This window comes from Serratia sp. TSA_7 (assembly GCF_052692135.1).
The window spans coordinates 1367592-1387559 of record NZ_JBQZFU010000001.1 but is presented as its reverse complement, the minus strand read 5'-3'; the positions used below and the strand labels follow the sequence as shown (position 1 = coordinate 1387559).

The following is a 19968-nucleotide window of genomic DNA, read 5'->3' as shown; positions in this document are numbered from 1 at the left end:
TGGTATCTTTAAACAAGACCTCAGTGATTACCCTGTTTTATTCATAATAAGAAATGGAGGAGCTATGTCGTCCGATCTTAGAGAAACGAGTCTGGATAAGCTGGTTGCGTTGAACAGCGAGTATTACTATTACAGTCTGCCGCTGGCGGCGAAACAGTTGGGTGATATCGACCGGCTGCCAAAATCAATGAAAGTGCTGTTGGAAAACCTGCTGCGTCATGTGGATGGCGACACCGTGCAGGTTGACGATCTGAAAGCCATCGTCGATTGGTTGCAAACCGGTCATGCCGATCGCGAAATTGCCTACCGCCCGGCGCGCGTCTTGATGCAGGACTTTACCGGCGTGCCTGCGGTGGTGGATCTGGCCGCCATGCGCGAAGCGGTGCAGCGGTTGGGTGGCAATGTTGACCAGGTTAACCCGCTGTCGCCGGTTGATCTGGTGATTGACCACTCGGTCACCGTGGATGAGTTCGGTGACGACGATGCGTTTGAAGAAAACGTGCGTATCGAAATGGAGCGCAATCACGAGCGCTACACTTTCCTGCGTTGGGGGCAGAAAGCCTTCAACCGCTTCCGTGTGGTGCCGCCAGGCACCGGCATCTGTCACCAGGTTAACCTGGAATATCTTGGCCAGACGGTGTGGCACACTGACGAAAGCGGCAGGCACGTCGCCTACCCGGACACCTTGGTCGGCACCGATTCTCACACCACCATGATTAACGGCCTGGGCATTCTCGGTTGGGGCGTTGGCGGCATTGAGGCTGAAGCCGCGATGCTCGGCCAGCCTGTATCCATGCTGATCCCAGATGTGGTGGGTTTCAAGCTGACGGGCAAACTCAGCGAAGGCATCACCGCTACTGACCTGGTGTTGACGGTGACCCAAATGCTGCGCAAGCATGGCGTGGTCGGCAAATTCGTTGAATTCTACGGTGATGGGCTGGCCAGCTTGCCGTTGGCCGATCGGGCGACCATCGCCAATATGTCGCCGGAGTTTGGCGCCACCTGCGGTTTCTTCCCGGTGGATGAAGTCACACTCGGCTACATGAAATTGAGCGGCCGTAGCGATGAGCAAATTGCGCTGGTGGAAACCTACGCCAAAGCGCAGGGCATGTGGCGCCATCCGGGCGACGAACCCGTATTTACCAGTACCTTGGCTTTAGATATGTCGACGGTGGTAGCCAGCCTCGCCGGGCCGAAACGCCCGCAGGATCGGGTGGCGCTACCGGATGTGCCGAAGGCGTTTAATGCTGCAACCGAATTGGACATCGCCAGCCAGAAGAGCAAGTCGGAATTCAAATCCTTTACCCTCAGCGGCCGGGAGCACGAACTGCACAATGGTGCGGTCGTGATCGCGGCGATCACCTCATGCACCAATACCTCCAACCCCAGCGTGATGATGGCCGCCGGCCTGTTGGCGAAGAATGCGGTGAACAAAGGGTTGCGGACCAAGCCTTGGGTGAAGACTTCTCTGGCGCCAGGCTCCAAGGTTGTCACCGACTATTTCGACAGCGCCAAACTGACGCCATACCTTGAAGAGCTGGGTTTTAATCTGGTGGGTTATGGATGCACCACCTGTATCGGCAACTCAGGGCCATTGCCTGAGCCCATCGAGCAGGCGATCAAAGAGGGCGATCTTACCGTGGGCGCGGTGCTGTCGGGTAACCGCAACTTTGAGGGACGCATCCACCCGCTGGTGAAAACCAACTGGCTGGCCTCGCCGCCGCTGGTGGTGGCCTATGCGCTGGCAGGCAGCATGAAGATTGATCTGACCAAAGAGCCGCTAGGTGACGGGCGTGACGGCAAGCCGGTTTATCTGAAGGATATCTGGCCGAGTAGCCAGGACATTGCTCTGGCGGTGGAGCAGGTTCGCACCGAAATGTTCCACAAGGAATATGGCGCGGTGTTTGACGGCGACGCCAATTGGCAGGCGATTCAGGTAACCGGATCGGCCACCTATCAATGGCAGGCTGATTCCACCTATATCCGACACCCGCCGTTTTTCAGCACCATGCAGGTGAAACCGGATCCGGTGCAGGATATCAAGAATGCGCGCATTCTTGCCATTCTGGCGGATTCTGTGACCACCGACCACATCTCCCCGGCGGGGAATATCAAGCGTGACAGCCCTGCGGGGCGCTACCTGAGCGATCGCGGTGTCGCGGCGCAGGACTTCAACTCATACGGTTCGCGTCGTGGTAACCACGAAGTGATGATGCGCGGCACCTTTGCCAATATCCGTATCCGCAACGAAATGGTGCCGGGGGTTGAAGGAGGCTACACCCGCCATATTCCGTCGCAAAATCAGCTGTCGATCTACGATGCCGCCATGCAGTATCAGCAGGAGCAGGTGCCGCTGGCGGTCATTGCCGGGAAAGAGTATGGCTCCGGTTCCAGCCGTGACTGGGCGGCGAAGGGGCCGCGTCTGCTGGGCGTGAGGGTGGTGATTGCCGAGTCCTTCGAGCGTATCCATCGTTCGAACCTGATCGGTATGGGCATTCTGCCACTGGAGTTCCCGGCAGGCGTCAACCGCAAAACACTGGGGCTGAGCGGCGATGAGCAGATCAGCGTAAGCGGTTTGCAAACGCTGAAGCCGGGGCAGACGGTGCCGGTGCATATCACTTATGCGGATGGTCGTCAGGAAGTGGTCAATACCCGCTGCCGTATCGATACCGGCAATGAGCTGACCTACTACGAGAACGACGGCATCCTGCACTATGTGATCAGGAAAATGCTGTAAGAGTAGGGTAATAAGAAAGGGCGCCTTTGATGGCGCCCTGATTTTTTGAAGGGAAATTACTTCTGGTCCAGCAAATGGCCCATTTTGGCGGCTTTGGTCGCCAGGTAGCGTTCATTTTTTGGATTGCGGCCGACGATCAACGGCACGCGCTCGGTGATGTTGATCCCCGCCTCGGTCAGGATCTCAACCTTTTTCGGGTTGTTGGTCAACAAACGCACCGCGTCCACGCCCAGCAATTTGAACATGTCCGCACACAGGGTGAAATCACGTTCATCAGCGGCAAAGCCGAGTTGATGATTGGCCTCTACGGTATCGGCGCCCTTGTCCTGCAAGGCATAAGCGCGGATCTTGTTCAGCAACCCGATATTGCGACCTTCCTGGCGGTGGTAGAGCAGGATCCCGCGGCCTTCTTCTGCGATATGCTCCAACGCCGCTTCCAGCTGGAAACCGCAGTCGCAGCGCAGGCTGAATAATGCATCGCCGGTCAGACATTCAGAATGTACGCGTGAGAGTACCGGCGTCGCGCCGGTAATATCACCGAAGACCAGCGCCAGATGATCGTGCCCGGTAGCCAGTTCTTCGAATCCTACCATCAGGAAATCGCCCCAAGGTGTTGGCAGTTTTGCCTCTGCCACCCGTTTAAGCTGCATGTTGCTCTCCACAAACACATCCGATTCAATCATTGTTGCGCATCCTACGTCCGACGCAGTGACCTGACCAGTATTAAAACGCGCAACGACGATCTCTATTTCGTTAATTATCGGTTATTTTGCCATAACTTCTTGCCCTGAGGTGCTCAGCAAACCAGCATCCGGCGTTTTCAGCTCATTATTATTGCGACAGGTTTGTTATCTGTTTAATTTTTCGAGTGTTATCGATATTGCAAGATTGTTACACTGACCTTTGGCTTAAACAAAGGAAACCTGGAATGTTTGAGATAGCAAAACGTACGGCAGCGGGGGCGATAGTGCTGTTGCTGATGCCGCTGGCCGTGTGGTTATCCGGCTGGCAATGGCAGCCGGGCGGTAACGACCCCTTGCTGAAAGGTCTGTATTGGATCACCGAAACCGTGACCTCGCCGTGGGGAATCATCACCAGCATCATTCTCTCCGCCTGGTTTCTTTGGTGTCTGCGCTTTCGCCTCAAGGCAGCCATAGGTCTGGTCATTTTACTCTCTGCCGCGGTATTGATCGGCCAGGGCGTTAAATCACTGATCAAGGATCGTGTACAGGAGCCTCGGCCTTTTGTCGTCTGGCTGGAGCAAAATCACGGCGTGGACGAAAAATACTTTTACTCGCTGCCTCGCAAAGAGCGCAGCGCGCTGGTGGCGGAACAGTTGCATGATCAGCCGCTGGTGCCCGTCTGGCTGCGCAAGCACTGGCAGTTTGAAACCGGCTTTGCCTTTCCTTCAGGGCATACCCTGTTCGCCGCCACCTGGGCATTGCTGGGAGTGGGGCTGTTGTGGCCGCGCCGTCATTACAAAACCGTCGCATTGCTGATGCTGTGGGCGAGCGGCGTGATGGGCAGCCGTTTGCTGCTGGGCATGCACTGGCCGCGCGACCTGGCTATGGCGACATTGATCAGTTGGCTGCTGGTGACGATTGCCTGCTGGCTGGCGCAGCGCTGGTTTGGCCCGCTGACGCTGCCTCCTCAGGAGCAACAGGAAGTGGTGGAAAGAACGTCCGGAAGGAAACATTAGGTGACATTGTCACTTAACGCGGCGCCGAGAAGGCGCCGTATTAATCTCTTACATTCGCCAATCATTGCAATTGCTATGATTGCCCCCATATCTTTATAAATTCATTATTTTGAGAAGCTTTCTCATTAATTTCCCCGGGAGCGCCATTTACTGCCGAATATGCCGGCAGATATCTGGTTTTATCGTGCCGCAGGGTTTCCCTGGCACGATGGGAAATGCTAACTTAATGGGAGGGACGCCACGTATTGGCATATACCTTTCGTCTTTCAAGTCGCCGCCAGGCGGCAACTTGAAATACATCGGGTATAATTCATCCGATTAACTCGGCATCGCGGGAAAGAATGTGAAATATTTGCTGATTTTTTTGTTGGTTCTGGTGGTTTTCGTGATTTCTGTCACGTTGGGCGCGCATAACGATCAGGTTGTGAGTTTTAATTACCTGGTTGCGCAGGGTGATTATCGTATATCGACCCTGTTGGCTGCGTTGTTTGGCGCCGGTTTTGTTCTCGGCTGGGTCATTTGTGGCCTGTTTTATCTGCGTACCCGCATTGCGCTGGGGCGAGCCGAACGCAAAGTCAAGAGGCTGGAACTGCAGCTTGAACAACCTGCTGAGCCGGCAGCTCAGTCCGTTGTCAGCAAGGAATAATCTTCTATGTTAGAGCTGTTGTTTCTGTTGCTGCCCGTGGCTGCCGCGTACGGTTGGTACATGGGGCGCAGAAGTGCTCAACAGGATAAACAACAGGAAGCCAACCGCCTGTCGCGTGAGTACGTGGCCGGGGTTAACTTCCTGCTTTCCAATCAGCAGGATAAAGCGGTCGATCTGTTCCTCGATATGTTGAAAGAGGACAGTACCACCGTTGAGGCCCACCTGACGCTGGGTAACCTGTTCCGCTCGCGCGGCGAGGTCGACCGCGCAATACGCATCCATCAGGCGCTGATGGAAAGCGCTTCTCTCACTTTCGAACAACGCCTGCTGGCGGTACAACAGCTGGGCCGCGACTATATGGCCGCCGGCATGTACGATCGCGCGGAAGACATGTTCGGCCAGTTGGTCGGCGAAGAGGATTTCCGTATCTCGGCGCTGCAGCAATTACTGGTGATCCACCAGGCGACCAGCGACTGGCTGAAAGCGATCGACGTGGCGGAAAAGCTGGTCAAGCTGGGTAAAGACAAACAACGTATCGAGATCGCGCATTTCTACTGTGAGCTGGCGCTCCAGGCAATGGGCAGTGACGATCTCGATAAGGCGATGAGCCTGCTGAAACGTGCGGCCTCGGCGGATAAACAGTGCGCCCGTGTGTCGATTATGGTCGGCCGCATCTACATGGCGCAGGCTGAATACGCCAAAGCGGTCGAGTCTCTGCAGCGGGTGCTGAATCAGGATAAAGAGCTGGTAAGCGAAACGCTGCCTATGCTGCATGAATGTTATCAGCATTTGGAAAACCAACAGGATTGGGCGGAGTTCCTCAAACGTTGCGTTGAGGAAAATACGGGCGCGACCGCCGAACTGATGCTGGCGGAGATCATCGAACAGCATGAAGGGCGCGACGTAGTTCAGGTGTATATCAACCGTCAGTTACAGCGTCATCCGACCATGCGCGTGTTTTACCGCCTGATGGATTACCACCTGGCGGACGCCGAAGATGGGCGCGCAAAAGAGAGCCTGCTGCTGCTGCGGGACATGGTGGGTGAGCAAATCCGCACCAAGCCGCGCTATCGTTGCCATAAATGCGGTTTTACCGCACATTCACTTTATTGGCATTGCCCGTCATGTCGGGCCTGGGCATCGGTTAAGCCGATTCGAGGGCTGGATGGACAATAAAAAACGGGGCGATGATCGCCCCGTTTTTCGTAGTAGACGGAATTACTTTTTCTTGCCTGCTTTCACGCCGCCTTTCAGCAACTGACGCAGCTTTTTCAATTCTTTTTGATTCAGAGGCTGTTCGATTTCTTCTTCAATCCCCTGATTATCGATTTCGCCGTGGTGCAGCTCATCCGATTTTTTAGCGGTTTTTTCCGCTTTAACCGGCGCTTCGAAGCTGCTTTCAAGGCGTTGACACACCTCAGCACTCAGAGAGAGTTGGTTATCAGCGGCAATAGCACGAATTTTCTCTTTGAGTTCCAGAGGGATTTTGATGGTTAGTGTAGATATCTCGCTCATTTTGAAGCCTTTCTGCGGGAAGATACCTTCAAGCTAAGCCAGTAATGAGTAAGAGTCTAGGGTGTAATAAAAATTTAATATTTATGTAACATTGAGCGCGGGAATAATGAACGTAATGGCGGGGAAATAGGCAGAGCCCGGCGTGCCGGGCCCTATGCAAAGAGAATTACTTGTAAATGATGGCAGTACCGCTCAGCAAGTTGTTACCACCGGCGGAGATAATACGGTAGCTGCTGGCGCCCTGGGCTTCTGCTTTCGCCGCCAGTTTGGCTTCCAGACCGCTCAGGGTCGTCGCGTGGCCTGCGGAGACTACGCCGGCAGGGGCCAGGTCGTTAGCCTGCTGCAAATTAACCGGCTCAGCGGCGAAGGTAGCGAAAGAGGTCAGGGCGATGGCGGCAGCAGTTGCAAAATATTTGATGATTTTCATGGGTGACTCCAGTCAGTTTTTTTAGGTTGGAAGCAGTTCGCTTCCGATGAGTTGAATAATAAAGCATCCATGGGGATTTAAAATCTGATAATGCTGAGCATCTTATTCAAAATATCTGATTGATAATTTACGCATCTTTACGGCGCTTTACGCAGCCTGCGCTATTGGTTTTGAGGCTTTATTGACGCTTGATGACGAACGATGGATTAACATTACTTAACGGCAGGGTGCGCTGCGGCTGGGATTTCTGCCGGGCGGCATGTAGAATGCGGCGGTCAGTTTGGTGGGTTGTTACCTGGTTATGTCCATTTTAAAGAAGGTAGAAGAAATGAAGTCTGAAAATAACATTAATAACAATGACTTAAAATCATCTCCAATCATCGTTGCGTTGGATTACGCAGATATTGGCGCCGCATTGGCGTTTGTCGATCGCATTAATCCACAGGACTGCCGGTTAAAAGTGGGCAAAGAAATGTTCACCCTGTTTGGGCCGCAATTGGTGCGTGATTTGCACGATCGTGGCTTCGACGTATTCCTGGATTTAAAATTCCACGATATCCCCAATACCACGGCCCATGCGGTAGCGGCCGCGGCCGAACTGGGCGTATGGATGGTTAACGTCCATGCCAGCGGCGGCGCACGTATGATGACCGCGGCTAAAGAAGCGTTGCTGCCTTATGGCGCAGAGGCGCCGCTGTTGATCGCCGTTACCGTTCTTACCAGTATGGAGGCGGAGGATCTGCAAGCTATCGGCATCGACATTTCCCCGGCTGAGCAGGCTGAGCGGCTGGCGCGTTTGACTCGTGATTGCGGGTTGGACGGCGTTGTCTGTTCGGCGCATGAAGCTGAACGGCTGAAAGCGGTCTGCGGGCGTCAGTTCCAACTGGTCACGCCAGGCATTCGTCCAGAGGGCAGCGCAGCCGGCGATCAGCGCCGTATTATGACGCCGGTGCAGGCGCAGGCCGCCGGGGTAGATTATATGGTGATTGGGCGTCCGATCACCCAATCCGCCGATCCTGCCGCTACGCTGAGCGCTATTCGCGCTTCCCTGGCCTGAGGGGGCTCGCGATGAATGACGACAATAGCCGGCTGGTTTACTCCACCGACAGCGGGCGTATCAAGCAAGAAGAGGCCAAACCGCAGCGAACCAAGGGTGACGGCATCGTGCGCATTCAGCGCCAGACCAGCGGCCGTAAGGGGAAAGGCGTTTGCCTGATCACCGGAATTGATTTGGACGATGCGGCGCTGGAAAAGTTGGCGGCAGAGCTGAAGAAGAAATGTGGCTGTGGCGGTTCGGTCAAAGACGCGGTGATCGAGATCCAGGGCGATAAGCGCGATCTGCTTAAGCAGTTGCTGGAAGCCAAAGGAATGAAGGTCAAGCTGGCGGGCGGTTAACTGCCGCAGGCGGAGTGCCATGCCGCGGTGCAATAGCTGCGGCATGGCTTAGGTCGAGCTGTCGGACCGGAGCCCGTCGATGGCGAAAATGCCATGGCTTGAAGATAAAACAGACCTGAAATAATCTTTATTATGCTTAATACGTCAAAGCGATAACGCTTTTGCCAGCCTGTCGGCAGAGGTATATGAAGTGGCCGGGCAGGTTATTTACCTACCTGATGACCAATGATACCCCCAACGGCGGCCCCACCAAGCGTACCCAATGCGCTGCCATCGGTCAGCACTGCGCCGCCTACGGCCCCTGCGCCGGCACCAATTGCGGTGTTACGGTCGCGTTTGGACATGTTGGAACAAGCGCTGAGTGAAAACGCCAGAGTCAGTGCCAGAGCGGCGGTGGCGAAACGTTTATTGATAATCATCATAATGACTTCTCCTTAGCATGGGCTATATGGAAGTGCCCTTTAAGTATAGGCGTGAACCATAAATTCGGCCTGCTATCGGCTCCCATACAGTATCGATATAAAAAATGGCATTATTTGTTAAAGGCAGAACAATAAAAAGTTGAAAGCGGTCTCTCTGCCCAAATTCACTATAAGCTTCCGTTGGTCAATAAACAGGTAAATAGTCCGAAATTCCCGATGCCTCTCCTTCGTTGATATGAGCGATTCGCCGCTAACCCCACAGAACTCCGCATCCAGCAGAAGCCTACGCGGTCTTTAGCGATTTATGCCATACCGCCCCGTCGCCGGCCTACCGACAATATTCGCAGACAGGCTTAACCGGGAAAGACAAATGCTCAACGATCTCAAACTGCAGGTATTGGACGCTAATCTGGCATTGCCACGCCATCACCTGGTGACCTTCACCTGGGGCAACGTCAGTGCCGTTGACCGCCAGGCAGGGCTGATGGTGATCAAACCTTCGGGGGTGGAGTATGGGGTGATGACCCGCGACGACATGGTTGTGGTGGAACTCGAAAGCGGCAAGGTGGTGGAGGGCAATAAAAAACCTTCTTCAGACAGTGATACCCACCGGGCATTGTATCTCGAGTTCGACGCGGTCGGCGGCATCGTGCACACCCATTCGCGACATGCCACCATCTGGGCGCAGGCCGGCCAGGATATTCCCGCCTGGGGCACGACGCATGCCGATTACTTCTACGGTGACATTCCTTGTACGCGAACAATGCGGGATGAGGAAATCGCCGGGCGTTATGAATGGGAGACCGGCAGGGTGATCGTCGAAACCTTCCGCGAAAGGCGATTGGATCCGGCCAGCATGCCGGCGGTACTGGTACATTCGCACGGGCCGTTTACCTGGGGCAAAGACGCGGAGAACGCAGTGCACAATGCCGTCGTGCTGGAGGAGATTGCCTATATGGGGATTTTTTCACGCCAGTTGACGCCTGGGCTGGCGAACATGCAGCAAACGCTGCTGGATAAGCACTACCTGCGCAAGCACGGTAAAAACGCTTATTACGGGCAGTGATCATCAGGCGGGCAAGCCATGCCCGCCGCTCCTCGAGGCGATTAATCGCCGACCTTGTCCAGCCGTATTCCCTGGCGTTTCAACTGATGTTGATACTCCAATTCCAGGCGTGAATCGGTGATCACCCGATCAACCTTGCCATGCAATGCCAAAGGATTGGGCTGGATCTGACCAAATTTAGACGAGTCTGTCAGCACGATATTTTCCACGCCCTTCGCCAGCACGGCGTTGACTACGTCGGCGCGCATCATATCGCGGCCGGTAAAGCCGGTTTCCGCATGGTAACCGTCAATGCCGATGAACGCCTTGCTGAAATGCACTTGCTGAATGCACATGCGCGTCAGTGGCCCGACCACGGTCTCGCTCTTTTTCTGATACATGCCGCCCAGCACTATCACCTCGCAATCGCTCTCTTTGAGCAGGTTGGCGATATAGTGGCTGACGGTGATCAGCGTAATGGTTTTGCGCTCGGCGATATAGCGCGCCAACAGGGCGTTGGTGCTGCCACTTTCTATAAAGATGGTTTCGCCGTCGTTAACCTGCGCAGCGGCAAATCGCGCCAGCTTCTGCTTGAGAGAAAAATTGGACATCATGCGAGCATCGACGTCGTCGCTTTCCAGCGCCAGCGCAGAGCCATGCACCCGTTTCAGATAGCTGCGCTTCTCCAGCAGGTTCAAATCCTGACGGATAGTGACCTCTGAAACACCGGTGGTGCGCGACAGATCGCTGACGCTGATCCTTCGGCGTTCGTTCACCAACTGCAGGATTGTTTGTTGTCTTGAATTCATATCGACCTGATGTGCGGCTACCAATGTGCGGCCGCTAATATTTATTGTTTAAATAGTATGTTCTGTTCGCGCAATAATACCATCCTGCGCGTCAGAAGATGATGCGGTAAAGAAAGCGGAATATCCAGCGATGCGAGCAGACTACGCTGCGAATGCTCGGTCGGCAGGGATTGAATAGCGTTGCAGAGTGGGGAACGCAAGTGACCCGTCATTCAATTACTCCATTTTTCATATTAAAGGGGTTTTGAATGAAAATTGATTTGATTGTGATCAAAAATCATAAGTTCTTTTGTCCTACTATGATGAGAGTTTGAATTCGCCCACAGAAGATTCAGGAGTTCGTAATGGAGCTTTATCTCGATACCGCTGATGTGAATGCTGTAAAACGCCTGGCACGCATTCTGCCGCTGCACGGCGTTACTACCAATCCGAGCATTGTCGCCAAAGAGGGGAAACCCATTTGGGAGGTGCTGCCGGCGCTGCGTGATGCCCTGGGCGGGACCGGCAAGCTGTTTGCCCAAGTGATGGCCAACGACGCCGAGCGCATGGTGGCGGAGGCGGCGCTGCTTCATCAGCGAGTGCCTGGGTTGGTGGTCAAGATCCCGGCGACCGCAGAGGGGTTGGCGGCGATTAAAAAACTGAAATCTATGTCGATTCCAACGCTGGGCACCGCAGTCTACGGTGCCGGCCAGGGGTTGTTGGCGGCTCTGGCCGGCGCGGAATACGTAGCCCCCTACGTTAACCGACTGGACGCGCAGGGCGGTGACGGCATCGAAATGGTGCATGAACTGCAGCAATTGCTGACGTTGCATGCACCGGGCTCCCGGGTGCTGGCCGCCAGTTTCAAGACCCCGCGGCAGGCACTGGCGTGCCTGCTGGCGGGTTGCCAGGCCATTACCTTGCCTGTCGATGTGGCCGAACAGTTCCTTGCCGCTCCGGCGGTACAGGCGGCGGTCGAACAGTTCGAGCAGGATTGGCAGGGGGCATTCGGCACCAACCTGCTTAACTAGTTTCTTCACGCAAGACGACTGGCGACTCATTTGCCGTAGGTTGGTTGGCGTTCAGCGCCCGGCGGATCACAAAGAACGCAGAAACCAGCATGGTTACCGCCACCAGCATAAAGAACGCACACAAAGCCGCGTTAATCTGGTTGCTGAAGACAATGGTTTCCATATCTTTCAGCGATTTGGCCGGGGCAATCAGTGTGCCTTGCTCAATGCCGGTGGAGAATTTCTTCGCCTGAGCCAGGAAGCCGATGCTGGGTTTCTCGTGGAAGATTTTTTGCCAGCCGGCGGTCATCGAGGTAATGAACAACCAGACGGTTGGCAGAATGGTCACCCAGGCGTAGCGCTGTTTTTTCATTTTAAACAGCACCACGGTACCGAGAATCAGCGCCATTGAGGCCAGCATCTGGTTGCCTATGCCGAACAGGGGCCACAGGGTGTTGATGCCGCCGAGCGGATCGACCACGCCTTGATAAACAAAGAAACCCCAACCGGCGACGGCCACCGTCGTCCCTGCCAGATTACCGAACCATGAGCGGTTGTTGGCCAGCCGAGGGATCGCCACGCCAACCAGATCCTGCACCATAAAACGGCAGGCGCGGGTGCCGGCATCGACGGCGGTCAAAATGAACAGCGCCTCAAACAGAATGGCGAAGTGATACCAGAACGCCATCATCGCGCGGCTGTTAAACACTTCGGTGATGATGTGCGCCATCCCCACAGCAAAAGTCGGTGCGCCACCGGCGCGCGACAGGATCGAATGCTCACCCACGTCTTTGGCGATCATCGTCAGGGTTTCCGGCGTGATGATAAAGCCCCAACTGTTGATGACCTGCGAAGCATTTTCCACCGTAGTGCCAATCAGCGCCGCCGGAGAGTTCATGGCGAAGTAAACGCCGGGGTCGATCACCGAAGCGCAAATCAGCGCCATGATAGCCACGAAGGACTCCATCAGCATGGCGCCATAACCGATAAAACGAATATGGCTTTCGCGCTCGACGAGTTTCGGCGTGGTGCCGCTGGACACCAGCGCATGGAAGCCGGAAATCGAGCCGCAGGCGATGGTGATAAACAGGAACGGGAACAGTGAACCGGCGAATACCGGGCCACTGCCGTCGATAAACCGCGATACCGCGGGCATTTTCATTTCCGGCATGGCAAAGACGATGCCTATCGCCAGCCCGATAATGACGCCAATCTTCATAAAGGTGGAAAGGTAGTCACGGGGCGCCAACAACAGCCATACCGGCAGCACCGAAGCGACGAAACCGTAGATCACCAGCACCCAGGTCAGCGTGGTGCCATGCAGCGTAAAGAAGGGGCCCCAGTAAGGGTGCTGCGCCACATTGCCGCCGTAAATGATCGCCAGCAGCATCAGCACGAAGCCGACCACCGAGATTTCGGCGATTTTCCCCGGCCGGATAAAACGCATGTACACGCCCATAAACAGCGCGATAGGAATGGTGGCGGCGATGGTGAACAGCCCCCAGGGGCTGTCGGCCAGCGCCTTTACCACCACCAGAGCCAGCGCAGACAAAATGATGATCATTACGCCCAGAGCACCAAGCATGGTGATCACCCCAGCGAAGGCGCCGAGTTCCTGTTTGGCCATTTCACCCAGCGAGCGGCCGTCGCGGCGGGTAGAGATGAACAGGATCAGGAAGTCTTGCACCGCACCGGCCAGCATTACGCCGACCAGGATCCAGATGGTGCCCGGTAAAAAACCCATCTGCGCGGCCAGAATCGGTCCAACCAGTGGCCCGGCGCCGGCGATGGCGGCAAAGTGGTGACCAAACAGCACCCACTTGTTGGTCGGGACATAGTCCAGGCCATCGTTACGACGTTCCGCCGGCGTCATGCGGCGGTCGTCAAGCTCAAACACTTTCTTGGCGATGAACAGGCTATAGAAACGGTAAGCGATGCTGTAACAGGCGACGGCAGCCACCACCAGCCAGACCGCGTTAACATGCTCTCCGCGGCTGAGCGCCAGCATGGCGAAGGCAAATGCACCGACTAACGCCACCACCAGCCAGATAATCCCGGACTTGACGTTTTTCATGATCAACAACTCCTTGGTGTGCAGAGATAAAGAAAGAGATGTTCTTATGGAGAATGAATACAGATTAAAAATAGGAGTTTTGCGCGCGAAAAGTAGCAGGTCGGATGAGAAATGTGATGCTGGTTGAGTAATAGCGTAAAAACAATGTGATGTCGCTGTTGCGGAGAGCTGCAAGGGACGTAAGAGGGCGATACCGAAGTCTCGCATCATCCGGATCTTTTCACCGGCGTGGCCTGTCGACCGACGAAAAAAAACACCGGAGGTTTCCCTGCCGGTGTTTACATGACGCTGGGCTACTCGCGCAAGATTACGCCGCCGGTTTGGCGATCACGCTACGGGTTTCCATACGCACTTCGGCGATGTTGACCTGCAGAGTATCGCTTTGGCGATAGACGACTTCGCCTTTCACTTGCACCGTGCCGGTATCCTGGCTGCAGACCATTTCATCACGCACCGAGTGAATAAACGGTGCAGGGATAAAGGCGACCGCACCATTGTCCAGCAGGCGCACGCGCAGACCGCCTCGGGTCACGTCGATGATTTCCGCATTGAAGCGTTCATCGGTGCCGGCTTTGTCTTGCAGGTAACGCGCATACAGCCAGTCACCGACGTCACGCTCCGCCATGCGGTTAAGACGACGGCGTTCCGCCAATTGGACCGTCACGTCGTCCTGAGGTTTTTCGGCAGGCTGTTCGGCGATGATGGCTTTCAGCAGACGGTGATTGACCATATCGCCGTATTTACGGATCGGCGAGGTCCAGGTGGCATAGGCTTCCAGCCCTAGGCCGAAATGCGGGCCTGGCGTGGTGCTGATCTCGGCATAAGTCTGGGAACGGCGGATACGGCTGTCGAGGAACTGGGTAGGTTGCGAGTCCAGATGACGGCGCAGTTCGCAGAACCCGTCCAGCGTCAGCAGTTTCTCGGCATCGGCTTCCACACCGTTGGCTTGCAGCACGGTCACCGCCTGCTCCACCAGCGCCGGATCGAAACCGGTATGCACGTTGTAAATCCCGAAGCCCAGGCGATCGCGCAGAACGATGGCGGCGCACACGTTGGAGGCAATCATGCACTCTTCAACGATACGGTTGGCACTGCGGCGTTGTTCGGTGATGATATCCAGCACTTCGCCTTTTTCGCCCAGAACAAAACGGTAATCAGGGCGATCCTTGAACACCAGCGCATGCTGATGGCGCCAGGCGTTGCGGGCATCGCAGACGCGTTTCAACAGGGTGATTTGCTGTGCAATCTCGTCGCTTGGCGGCTGCCAGCCGGTAATGCCTTCCAGCCAGTCGGAGACTTCGTCATAAACCAGTTTGGCTTTCGACTCGATCTCGGCGGCGAAGAAACGAATATCGTCAGCCAACGCGCCATCGGTACCTATGGTGACGCGGCAAGCCAGTACCGGACGGCGTTCGTTCGGGCGCAGCGAGCACAGGTTATCTGACAGATCGCGCGGCAACATCGGAATGTTGAAGCCCGGCAGGTAGTTAGTGAAGGCGCGCTTGCGGGCGATATCATCCAACGGGCTGCCTTGCTCTACGTAAGCGGTAGGATCGGCAATGGCGATGGTCAGTTGCAGCGAGCCGTCGCCGTTGTCCTGAACGAACAACGCATCGTCCATATCCTCGGTGCTGGCGCTGTCGATGGTGACAAAATTCAGCGCGGTCAGATCTTCACGCGGCAGCGCGGCGTCCGGCTCGCTGATGGCCACCATCTCCGGCGCTTCTTTTTCCAGATTATGGCGAGCCAGCGTGACCCACCAAGGGGCCAGATGATCTTCGCCTTCGGTGATGAAGTGGGTCAGATCGGCGTTGAAGCCGCGATCGCCTTTCAACGGGTGGCGGCGCATTTCCGCTACCGCCCAGTCACCGGCCTGGAAGTTATGGGTCAGTTCACGCACCGGGCGACACTGAATCGCGTCTTTCAGCAACGGATGATCGGGCACGATGGACAGGCGGTCATCACGCTTCTGCACGCGGCCGACAAAGCGCGACAGGAATGGCTCGACCAGGGTTTCCGGCTCGGCGATTTCGCGTTCTTTCTCGGTGTGCAGGGTGGCGATCACGCGATCCCCATGCATGACTTTCTTCATGTACGGCGGTGGGATGAAATAGCTCTTTTGACCGTCGACCTCAAGAAAGCCAAAGCCTTTCTCAGTCCCTTTTACTACGCCTTCAACGCGCGGGGTCTGAGAGTGAAGTTGCTGTTTAAGCTGCGCCAGCAGCGGGTTATCTTGAAACATATCGTCCAGTGAATGGGTTGTGAGTGGCAAGATTTGCGGCAGACAGTTTTACGCGAATCACCCGCTGCGGGCAAGCCTAACGTCACGGTTTTCCTGTGTTGGCACGCGATTTTACTGAATATCCGGCGATCAAAAGGCGGGAAAGAAAATCGCCGCGCGCAAGGTGGCCGCAGAGCGTCATGCGCCCGGCGTAAACCGGGCGCATCAAGTCAGGCGATACGCCGCGTCGGTTGCGCCGCGCAGCGGCGGATCGTCACCGGAATGGATTTGGAGGTCGGCGTGCCGGTACCGTCGCCAAAGCTGGCCAGTGGCACCAACGGGTTGGTTTCCGGATAGTAGGCCGCCAGGTTGCCGCGCGGAATATCGTAGCTCACCAGTTTGAAACCGCTCACCTTGCGAATGACGCCGTCATTCCACAGGGTTTCGATCTCCACAAACTCGCCGTCTTGCATGCCCAACGCCGCCAGGTCTTCCGGGTGGATAAACAGCACTTCACGCTGGCCATACACGCCGCGATAGCGGTCATCCAATCCGTAAATGGTGGTGTTGTATTGATCGTGGGAACGCAGAGTCTGCAGCGTGAACGGCGCTTTTTGGCCGTCGAACTCCGGGAGCTGGCTCTTTGGCAGCGAGGCTGCGCTGAATTCCGCCTTACCGCTAGGCGTGGCGAAACGCAATTCGGCGGCGGCATTGCCCAGATAGAAACCGCCGGGTTGATCGCAGCGACGGTTGAAATCCTCGAAGCCGGGAACGGTGGCGGCGATATGGTCACGGATCAACGAATAGTCATCTGCCAGCGCCAGCCAATCCACTGGCTTGTTGCCCAGCACCGCATCGGCGATACCGCAGACAATGGCGGTTTCCGACCTTTGGGTATCCGCCAGCGGTTTACCGACGCCTTCGGAGGCGTGAACCATGCTGAATGAATCCTCCACCGTGATGTACTGCGGGCCACTGGCCTGCAGATCCTGCTCGGTACGCCCCAGCGTCGGCAGGATCAGCGCGTCTTTACCGGTGACCAGATGGCTGCGGTTGAGCTTGGTGCTGATATGTACCGTCAGATCGCAGCAGCGCAGGGCGCGAGCGGTGCGTTCGGTATCCGGTGCGGCGGCCGCCAGATTGCCGCCCAACGCCAACAGCACCTTCACTTCACCGCGCAGCATGGCTTCGATGGCCTCTACCGTGTTATGGCCCGGCTCGCGTCGTGGGGAGAAGTTGAAATGTTTTTCCAGGCTGTCGAGCAGCGCCTTGGGTGATTTCTCGTCAATGCCCATGGTGCGGTTGCCCTGTACGTTGCTGTGGCCGCGCACCGGGCACAGGCCGGCGCCCGGTTTGCCCAACTGGCCGAACAGCAGTTGCAGGTTGGTTATCTCGCGCACCGTCGGCACCGAATGCTTATGCTGCGTGATGCCCATTGCCCAGGTGCAAATCACCCGTTCGGCGCCCTGATAAATCGCCGCCGCCTGCCGCAGTTGCGCTTCGCTGAGGCCGGACTGTTGGATGATGTGAGTCCAGGAGGTGGCATCCACCTGCGCCAGGTAGCGCTCCACGCCAACGCTGTGCTGCTCAATGAACGCCAAATCGAACAGGCCAGGCTCACCGGCCGCCAAACGTCGGCGATGGCTCTCGAGCAGCGCTTTCACCATGCCGCGTACCGCCGCCATATCCCCGCCGAGGTTGGGCTGAAAATAGGCTGAACTTATTGGTGACGATGCTGGCGTCAGCATCTGAATCGGGTTTTGCGGATCGGCGAAGCGCTCCAGGCCGCGTTCGCGCAGGGTGTTAAAGCTAACGATGCGCGCGCCACGAGCGGCGGCGTTTTTCAGGCTGTGCAGCATGCGTGGATGGTTGGTGCCCGGATTTTGGCCAAACACAAAGATGGCGTCGGCTTTTTCAAAGTCATCCATGCGAATGGTGCCTTTACCCACGCCGATGCTTTGTTTCAACCCGACGCCGCTGGCCTCATGGCACATGTTGGAACAATCGGGGAAATTGCTGGTACCGAGCATGCGACCGAACAGCTGATACAGATAAGAGGCTTCGTTGCTGGCGCGGCCGGAGGTATAAAGTTCGATCTGGTTCGGATTATCCATCTGTTGGATGTGCCGGGCGATCAGCGCCAGCGCGTCCGGCCAACCGATCGGCTGGTAATGGTCAGTTTCTGCGTTATAGCGCATCGGATGGGTAATGCGGCCCTGATACTCGAGGAAATAGTCGCTTTGCTGTTGCAGGGTACTGACGCTGTGGGTGGCGAAAAATGCCGGTTCAACCGCATTGCGCGTGGCTTCCCAACTGACCGCCTTGGCGCCGTTTTCGCAGAAGCTGAAAGTGCTGTGATTGTCGTCGCCCCAGGCGCAGCCCGGGCAGTCGAAGCCGCGTACCTTATTCACGCGCATCAGATTGCGCAGGTTTTTCAGCGTCTGTTTGCTGTCGAGCACGTAGCGCGTGGTGGCTTCGAGTGAACCCCAGCCGCCTGCCGCGCCGGTATACGGCTTTATTGACGGTTTGAATTTCATGATTGTTTTCGCATGTGTTGTAGCTAAAAAGTAAACGATTTTTTAATCGTTTTAGGTATTTATGTCGCAAGTTTAGGTGGGTACGGCAGGAGCGTCTAATAGAATTAGGTAATCGCGGCATAGAGCGGATTTATCGCGCGCGGTTTTGCTCCTCGGCTGGACATACAAATAGTTTCACTATGTTATTCCCTGAAAAAGACTAATGATTCCGCTGACTGCGCCTTTAGTGCAGTCTATCCCGCGGATTATATTAGAATTTTATTTAAGGATGGGTGAGTGAAGCGTTCAGTATTGTCTGTGATGACCGGAGTTCTGCTGCCGTTGGCGGTACAGGCGGCGGATGCGCCACTCAGTTTCCCTCTCAATACTCCGCCGGCGATAGACGCGGCTTCTTACGTATTGATGGATTATACCACCGGTCAGGTACTGGCGGAGAACAATGCGGACGAGCGACGCAATCCGGCCAGCCTGACCAAACTGATGACCGGATTGGTGATTGATCATGCGCTCGACCAGCACAAAATTGGCCTGGACGACGTGGTGACTGTGGGCAAAGACGCCTGGGCGCAGGGCAATCCGGTGTTCAAGGGCTCCTCGCTGATGTTTCTGAAGCCAGGTGACAGGGTCACGGTGCGCGATCTCAGTCGCGGCATTATTATTGACTCCGGCAACGATGCCTGCGTGGCGATGGCGGACTACGTGGCGGGTAGCCAGGCCGCATTCGTCAAATTGATGAATGAAAAAAGCACTCAGCTTGGCCTGCAAAATACGCATTTTGAAACCGTCCACGGGCTGGACGCACCGGGCCAGTTCACTACGGCCGGCGATTTGGCGGTGATTTCACGCGCCATCATCATGAGCGAACCGGCGGAGTATCATATGTACAGCGAAAAATCGCTGTCCTGGAACGGGATCACCCAACAGAACCGCAACGGGCTGCTGTGGGATAAAAACCTGCGGGTGGACGGCCTGAAAACCGGTCATACCGCATCGGCCGGTTTTAACATTATTGCCTCCGCAACCGAAGGCGACCGGCGTTTGATTGCCGTCGTGATGGGCGGTAAAAGCGCAAAAGGGCGAGAAGATCAGGCCCGCAAACTGCTGACCTGGGGTCTGCGAGATTTCGCCACCGTGCATCTGTTTAGCGCCGGGCAAACGCTGGGGCAGGAAAAAGTGTGGTATGGCGATCGCCACCTTGTGCCGGTGGGCAGTGAACAGGATCAATACCTCAGCCTGCCAAAGCGCGAGGCGGACAAGTTGAAAGCCCAGTATGTGATAAAACCTTCGCGTCTTGAGGCCCCGTTGGCACAGGGGCAGTCGATTGGGGAGATCCGCATCAGCGATAACGGCAAGCTGTTGAAAACTCTGCCGCTGGTGGCGCTGCAGCCAGTAAACGACGGCGGTATGTTCTCGCGCCTGATGGACTATGCGAAGCTGAAACTCTGATCCATC

The 19968-nt window shown here is 56.0% G+C and carries 17 protein-coding genes and 1 pseudogene; 9 read left to right on the top strand and 9 right to left on the bottom strand.

The genetic code is table 11. The features are described 5' to 3' along the window. Positions 1-64 precede the first annotated feature (64 nt). On the top strand, positions 65-2737 hold the full coding sequence (gene acnA, locus ACUTQW_RS06600) for an aconitate hydratase AcnA (RefSeq protein ID WP_006325712.1): 2673 nt from the start codon (positions 65-67) through the stop codon (positions 2735-2737). Between the two features lie 56 nt (positions 2738-2793). On the opposite strand, the gene ribA is transcribed toward acnA, so the two are convergent. Further along, complete coding sequence (ribA, locus tag ACUTQW_RS06595; RefSeq protein ID WP_006325706.1) at positions 2794-3387, bottom strand: GTP cyclohydrolase II; 594 nt, start codon at positions 3385-3387, stop codon at positions 2794-2796. 278 nt (positions 3388-3665) lie between these two features. On the opposite strand from ribA, the gene pgpB reads away from it, so the two are divergent. The 3 genes from pgpB (at position 3666) to lapB (ending at position 6258) form a co-directional block, all read left to right on the top strand. Further along, positions 3666-4436, top strand: coding sequence for a phosphatidylglycerophosphatase B (pgpB, locus tag ACUTQW_RS06590; RefSeq protein ID WP_006325704.1), 771 nt, complete (start codon positions 3666-3668; stop codon positions 4434-4436). Between the two features lie 343 nt (positions 4437-4779). Further along, complete coding sequence (locus ACUTQW_RS06585) at positions 4780-5082, top strand: LapA family protein (protein WP_006325701.1); 303 nt, start codon at positions 4780-4782, stop codon at positions 5080-5082. Positions 5083-5088: 6 nt separating this feature from the next. Then, complete coding sequence (lapB, locus tag ACUTQW_RS06580) at positions 5089-6258, top strand: lipopolysaccharide assembly protein LapB (protein WP_004945190.1); 1170 nt, start codon at positions 5089-5091, stop codon at positions 6256-6258. Positions 6259-6300: 42 nt separating this feature from the next. Here lapB and ACUTQW_RS06575 read toward each other — a convergent pair whose 3' ends face one another. Next, the gene (locus tag ACUTQW_RS06575) at positions 6301-6597 is read right to left on the bottom strand and encodes an Arc family DNA-binding protein (protein WP_004945188.1); all 297 of its coding nucleotides are present in this window, start codon (positions 6595-6597) and stop codon (positions 6301-6303) included. A 166-nt stretch (positions 6598-6763) separates the two neighbouring features. Continuing rightward, a complete protein-coding gene (gene bhsA, locus ACUTQW_RS06570; RefSeq protein ID WP_006325698.1) occupies positions 6764-7024 on the bottom strand; it encodes a multiple stress resistance protein BhsA in 261 nt (86 codons plus the stop codon). A 328-nt stretch (positions 7025-7352) separates the two neighbouring features. On the opposite strand from bhsA, the gene pyrF reads away from it, so the two are divergent. Beyond that, positions 7353-8081, top strand: coding sequence for an orotidine-5'-phosphate decarboxylase (gene pyrF, locus ACUTQW_RS06565; protein WP_006325691.1), 729 nt, complete (start codon positions 7353-7355; stop codon positions 8079-8081). 11 nt (positions 8082-8092) lie between these two features. Further along, complete coding sequence (gene yciH / locus ACUTQW_RS06560; RefSeq protein WP_004945179.1) at positions 8093-8419, top strand: stress response translation initiation inhibitor YciH; 327 nt, start codon at positions 8093-8095, stop codon at positions 8417-8419. 203 nt (positions 8420-8622) lie between these two features. On the opposite strand, the gene osmB is transcribed toward yciH, so the two are convergent. After that, entirely contained in the window at positions 8623-8841 is a 219-nt protein-coding gene (gene osmB / locus ACUTQW_RS06555; protein WP_004945176.1) for an osmotically-inducible lipoprotein OsmB, read from the bottom strand. Positions 8842-9211: 370 nt separating this feature from the next. On the opposite strand from osmB, the gene araD reads away from it, so the two are divergent. Further along, positions 9212-9907: an L-ribulose-5-phosphate 4-epimerase gene (gene araD, locus ACUTQW_RS06550; RefSeq protein WP_006325689.1), complete on the top strand. Its 696-nt coding sequence runs from the start codon at positions 9212-9214 to the stop codon at positions 9905-9907. A 41-nt stretch (positions 9908-9948) separates the two neighbouring features. Here araD and ACUTQW_RS06545 read toward each other — a convergent pair whose 3' ends face one another. Both ACUTQW_RS06545 and ACUTQW_RS06540 read right to left on the bottom strand, forming a co-directional pair. Continuing rightward, on the bottom strand, positions 9949-10695 hold the full coding sequence (locus ACUTQW_RS06545) for a DeoR/GlpR family DNA-binding transcription regulator (RefSeq protein ID WP_006325686.1): 747 nt from the start codon (positions 10693-10695) through the stop codon (positions 9949-9951). Between the two features lie 48 nt (positions 10696-10743). Continuing rightward, positions 10744-10830, bottom strand: a pseudogene (locus ACUTQW_RS06540) (hypothetical protein); the annotation flags it as partial. Positions 10831-11039: 209 nt separating this feature from the next. Here ACUTQW_RS06540 and fsa point away from each other — a divergent pair. Beyond that, on the top strand, positions 11040-11705 hold the full coding sequence (gene fsa, locus ACUTQW_RS06535; RefSeq protein WP_004945165.1) for a fructose-6-phosphate aldolase: 666 nt from the start codon (positions 11040-11042) through the stop codon (positions 11703-11705). Here fsa and ACUTQW_RS06530 read toward each other — a convergent pair. The 3 genes from ACUTQW_RS06530 to ACUTQW_RS06520 all read right to left on the bottom strand — a co-directional run bounded on the left by ACUTQW_RS06530 (position 11698) and on the right by ACUTQW_RS06520 (position 18516). Then, entirely contained in the window at positions 11698-13758 is a 2061-nt protein-coding gene (locus ACUTQW_RS06530) for a carbon starvation CstA family protein (RefSeq protein WP_037433004.1), read from the bottom strand. The genes fsa and ACUTQW_RS06530 overlap by 8 nt on opposite strands. Before the next feature lie 307 nt (positions 13759-14065). Beyond that, positions 14066-16000 carry an exoribonuclease II gene (locus ACUTQW_RS06525; RefSeq protein WP_006325680.1) on the bottom strand — a complete coding sequence of 645 codons (1935 nt, stop codon included), beginning with the start codon at positions 15998-16000 and terminating at the stop codon, positions 14066-14068. A 209-nt stretch (positions 16001-16209) separates the two neighbouring features. Continuing rightward, positions 16210-18516, bottom strand: a complete 2307-nt coding sequence (locus ACUTQW_RS06520) for an FdhF/YdeP family oxidoreductase (RefSeq protein WP_006325672.1) — start codon at positions 18514-18516, stop codon at positions 16210-16212. Positions 18517-18792: 276 nt separating this feature from the next. Here ACUTQW_RS06520 and dacD point away from each other — a divergent pair, with 276 nt between their 5' ends. Beyond that, positions 18793-19962 (top strand): serine-type D-Ala-D-Ala carboxypeptidase DacD, encoded by a 1170-nt coding sequence (gene dacD, locus ACUTQW_RS06515; protein WP_006325670.1) that lies wholly within the window; start codon positions 18793-18795, stop codon positions 19960-19962. Positions 19963-19968 lie beyond the last annotated feature (6 nt).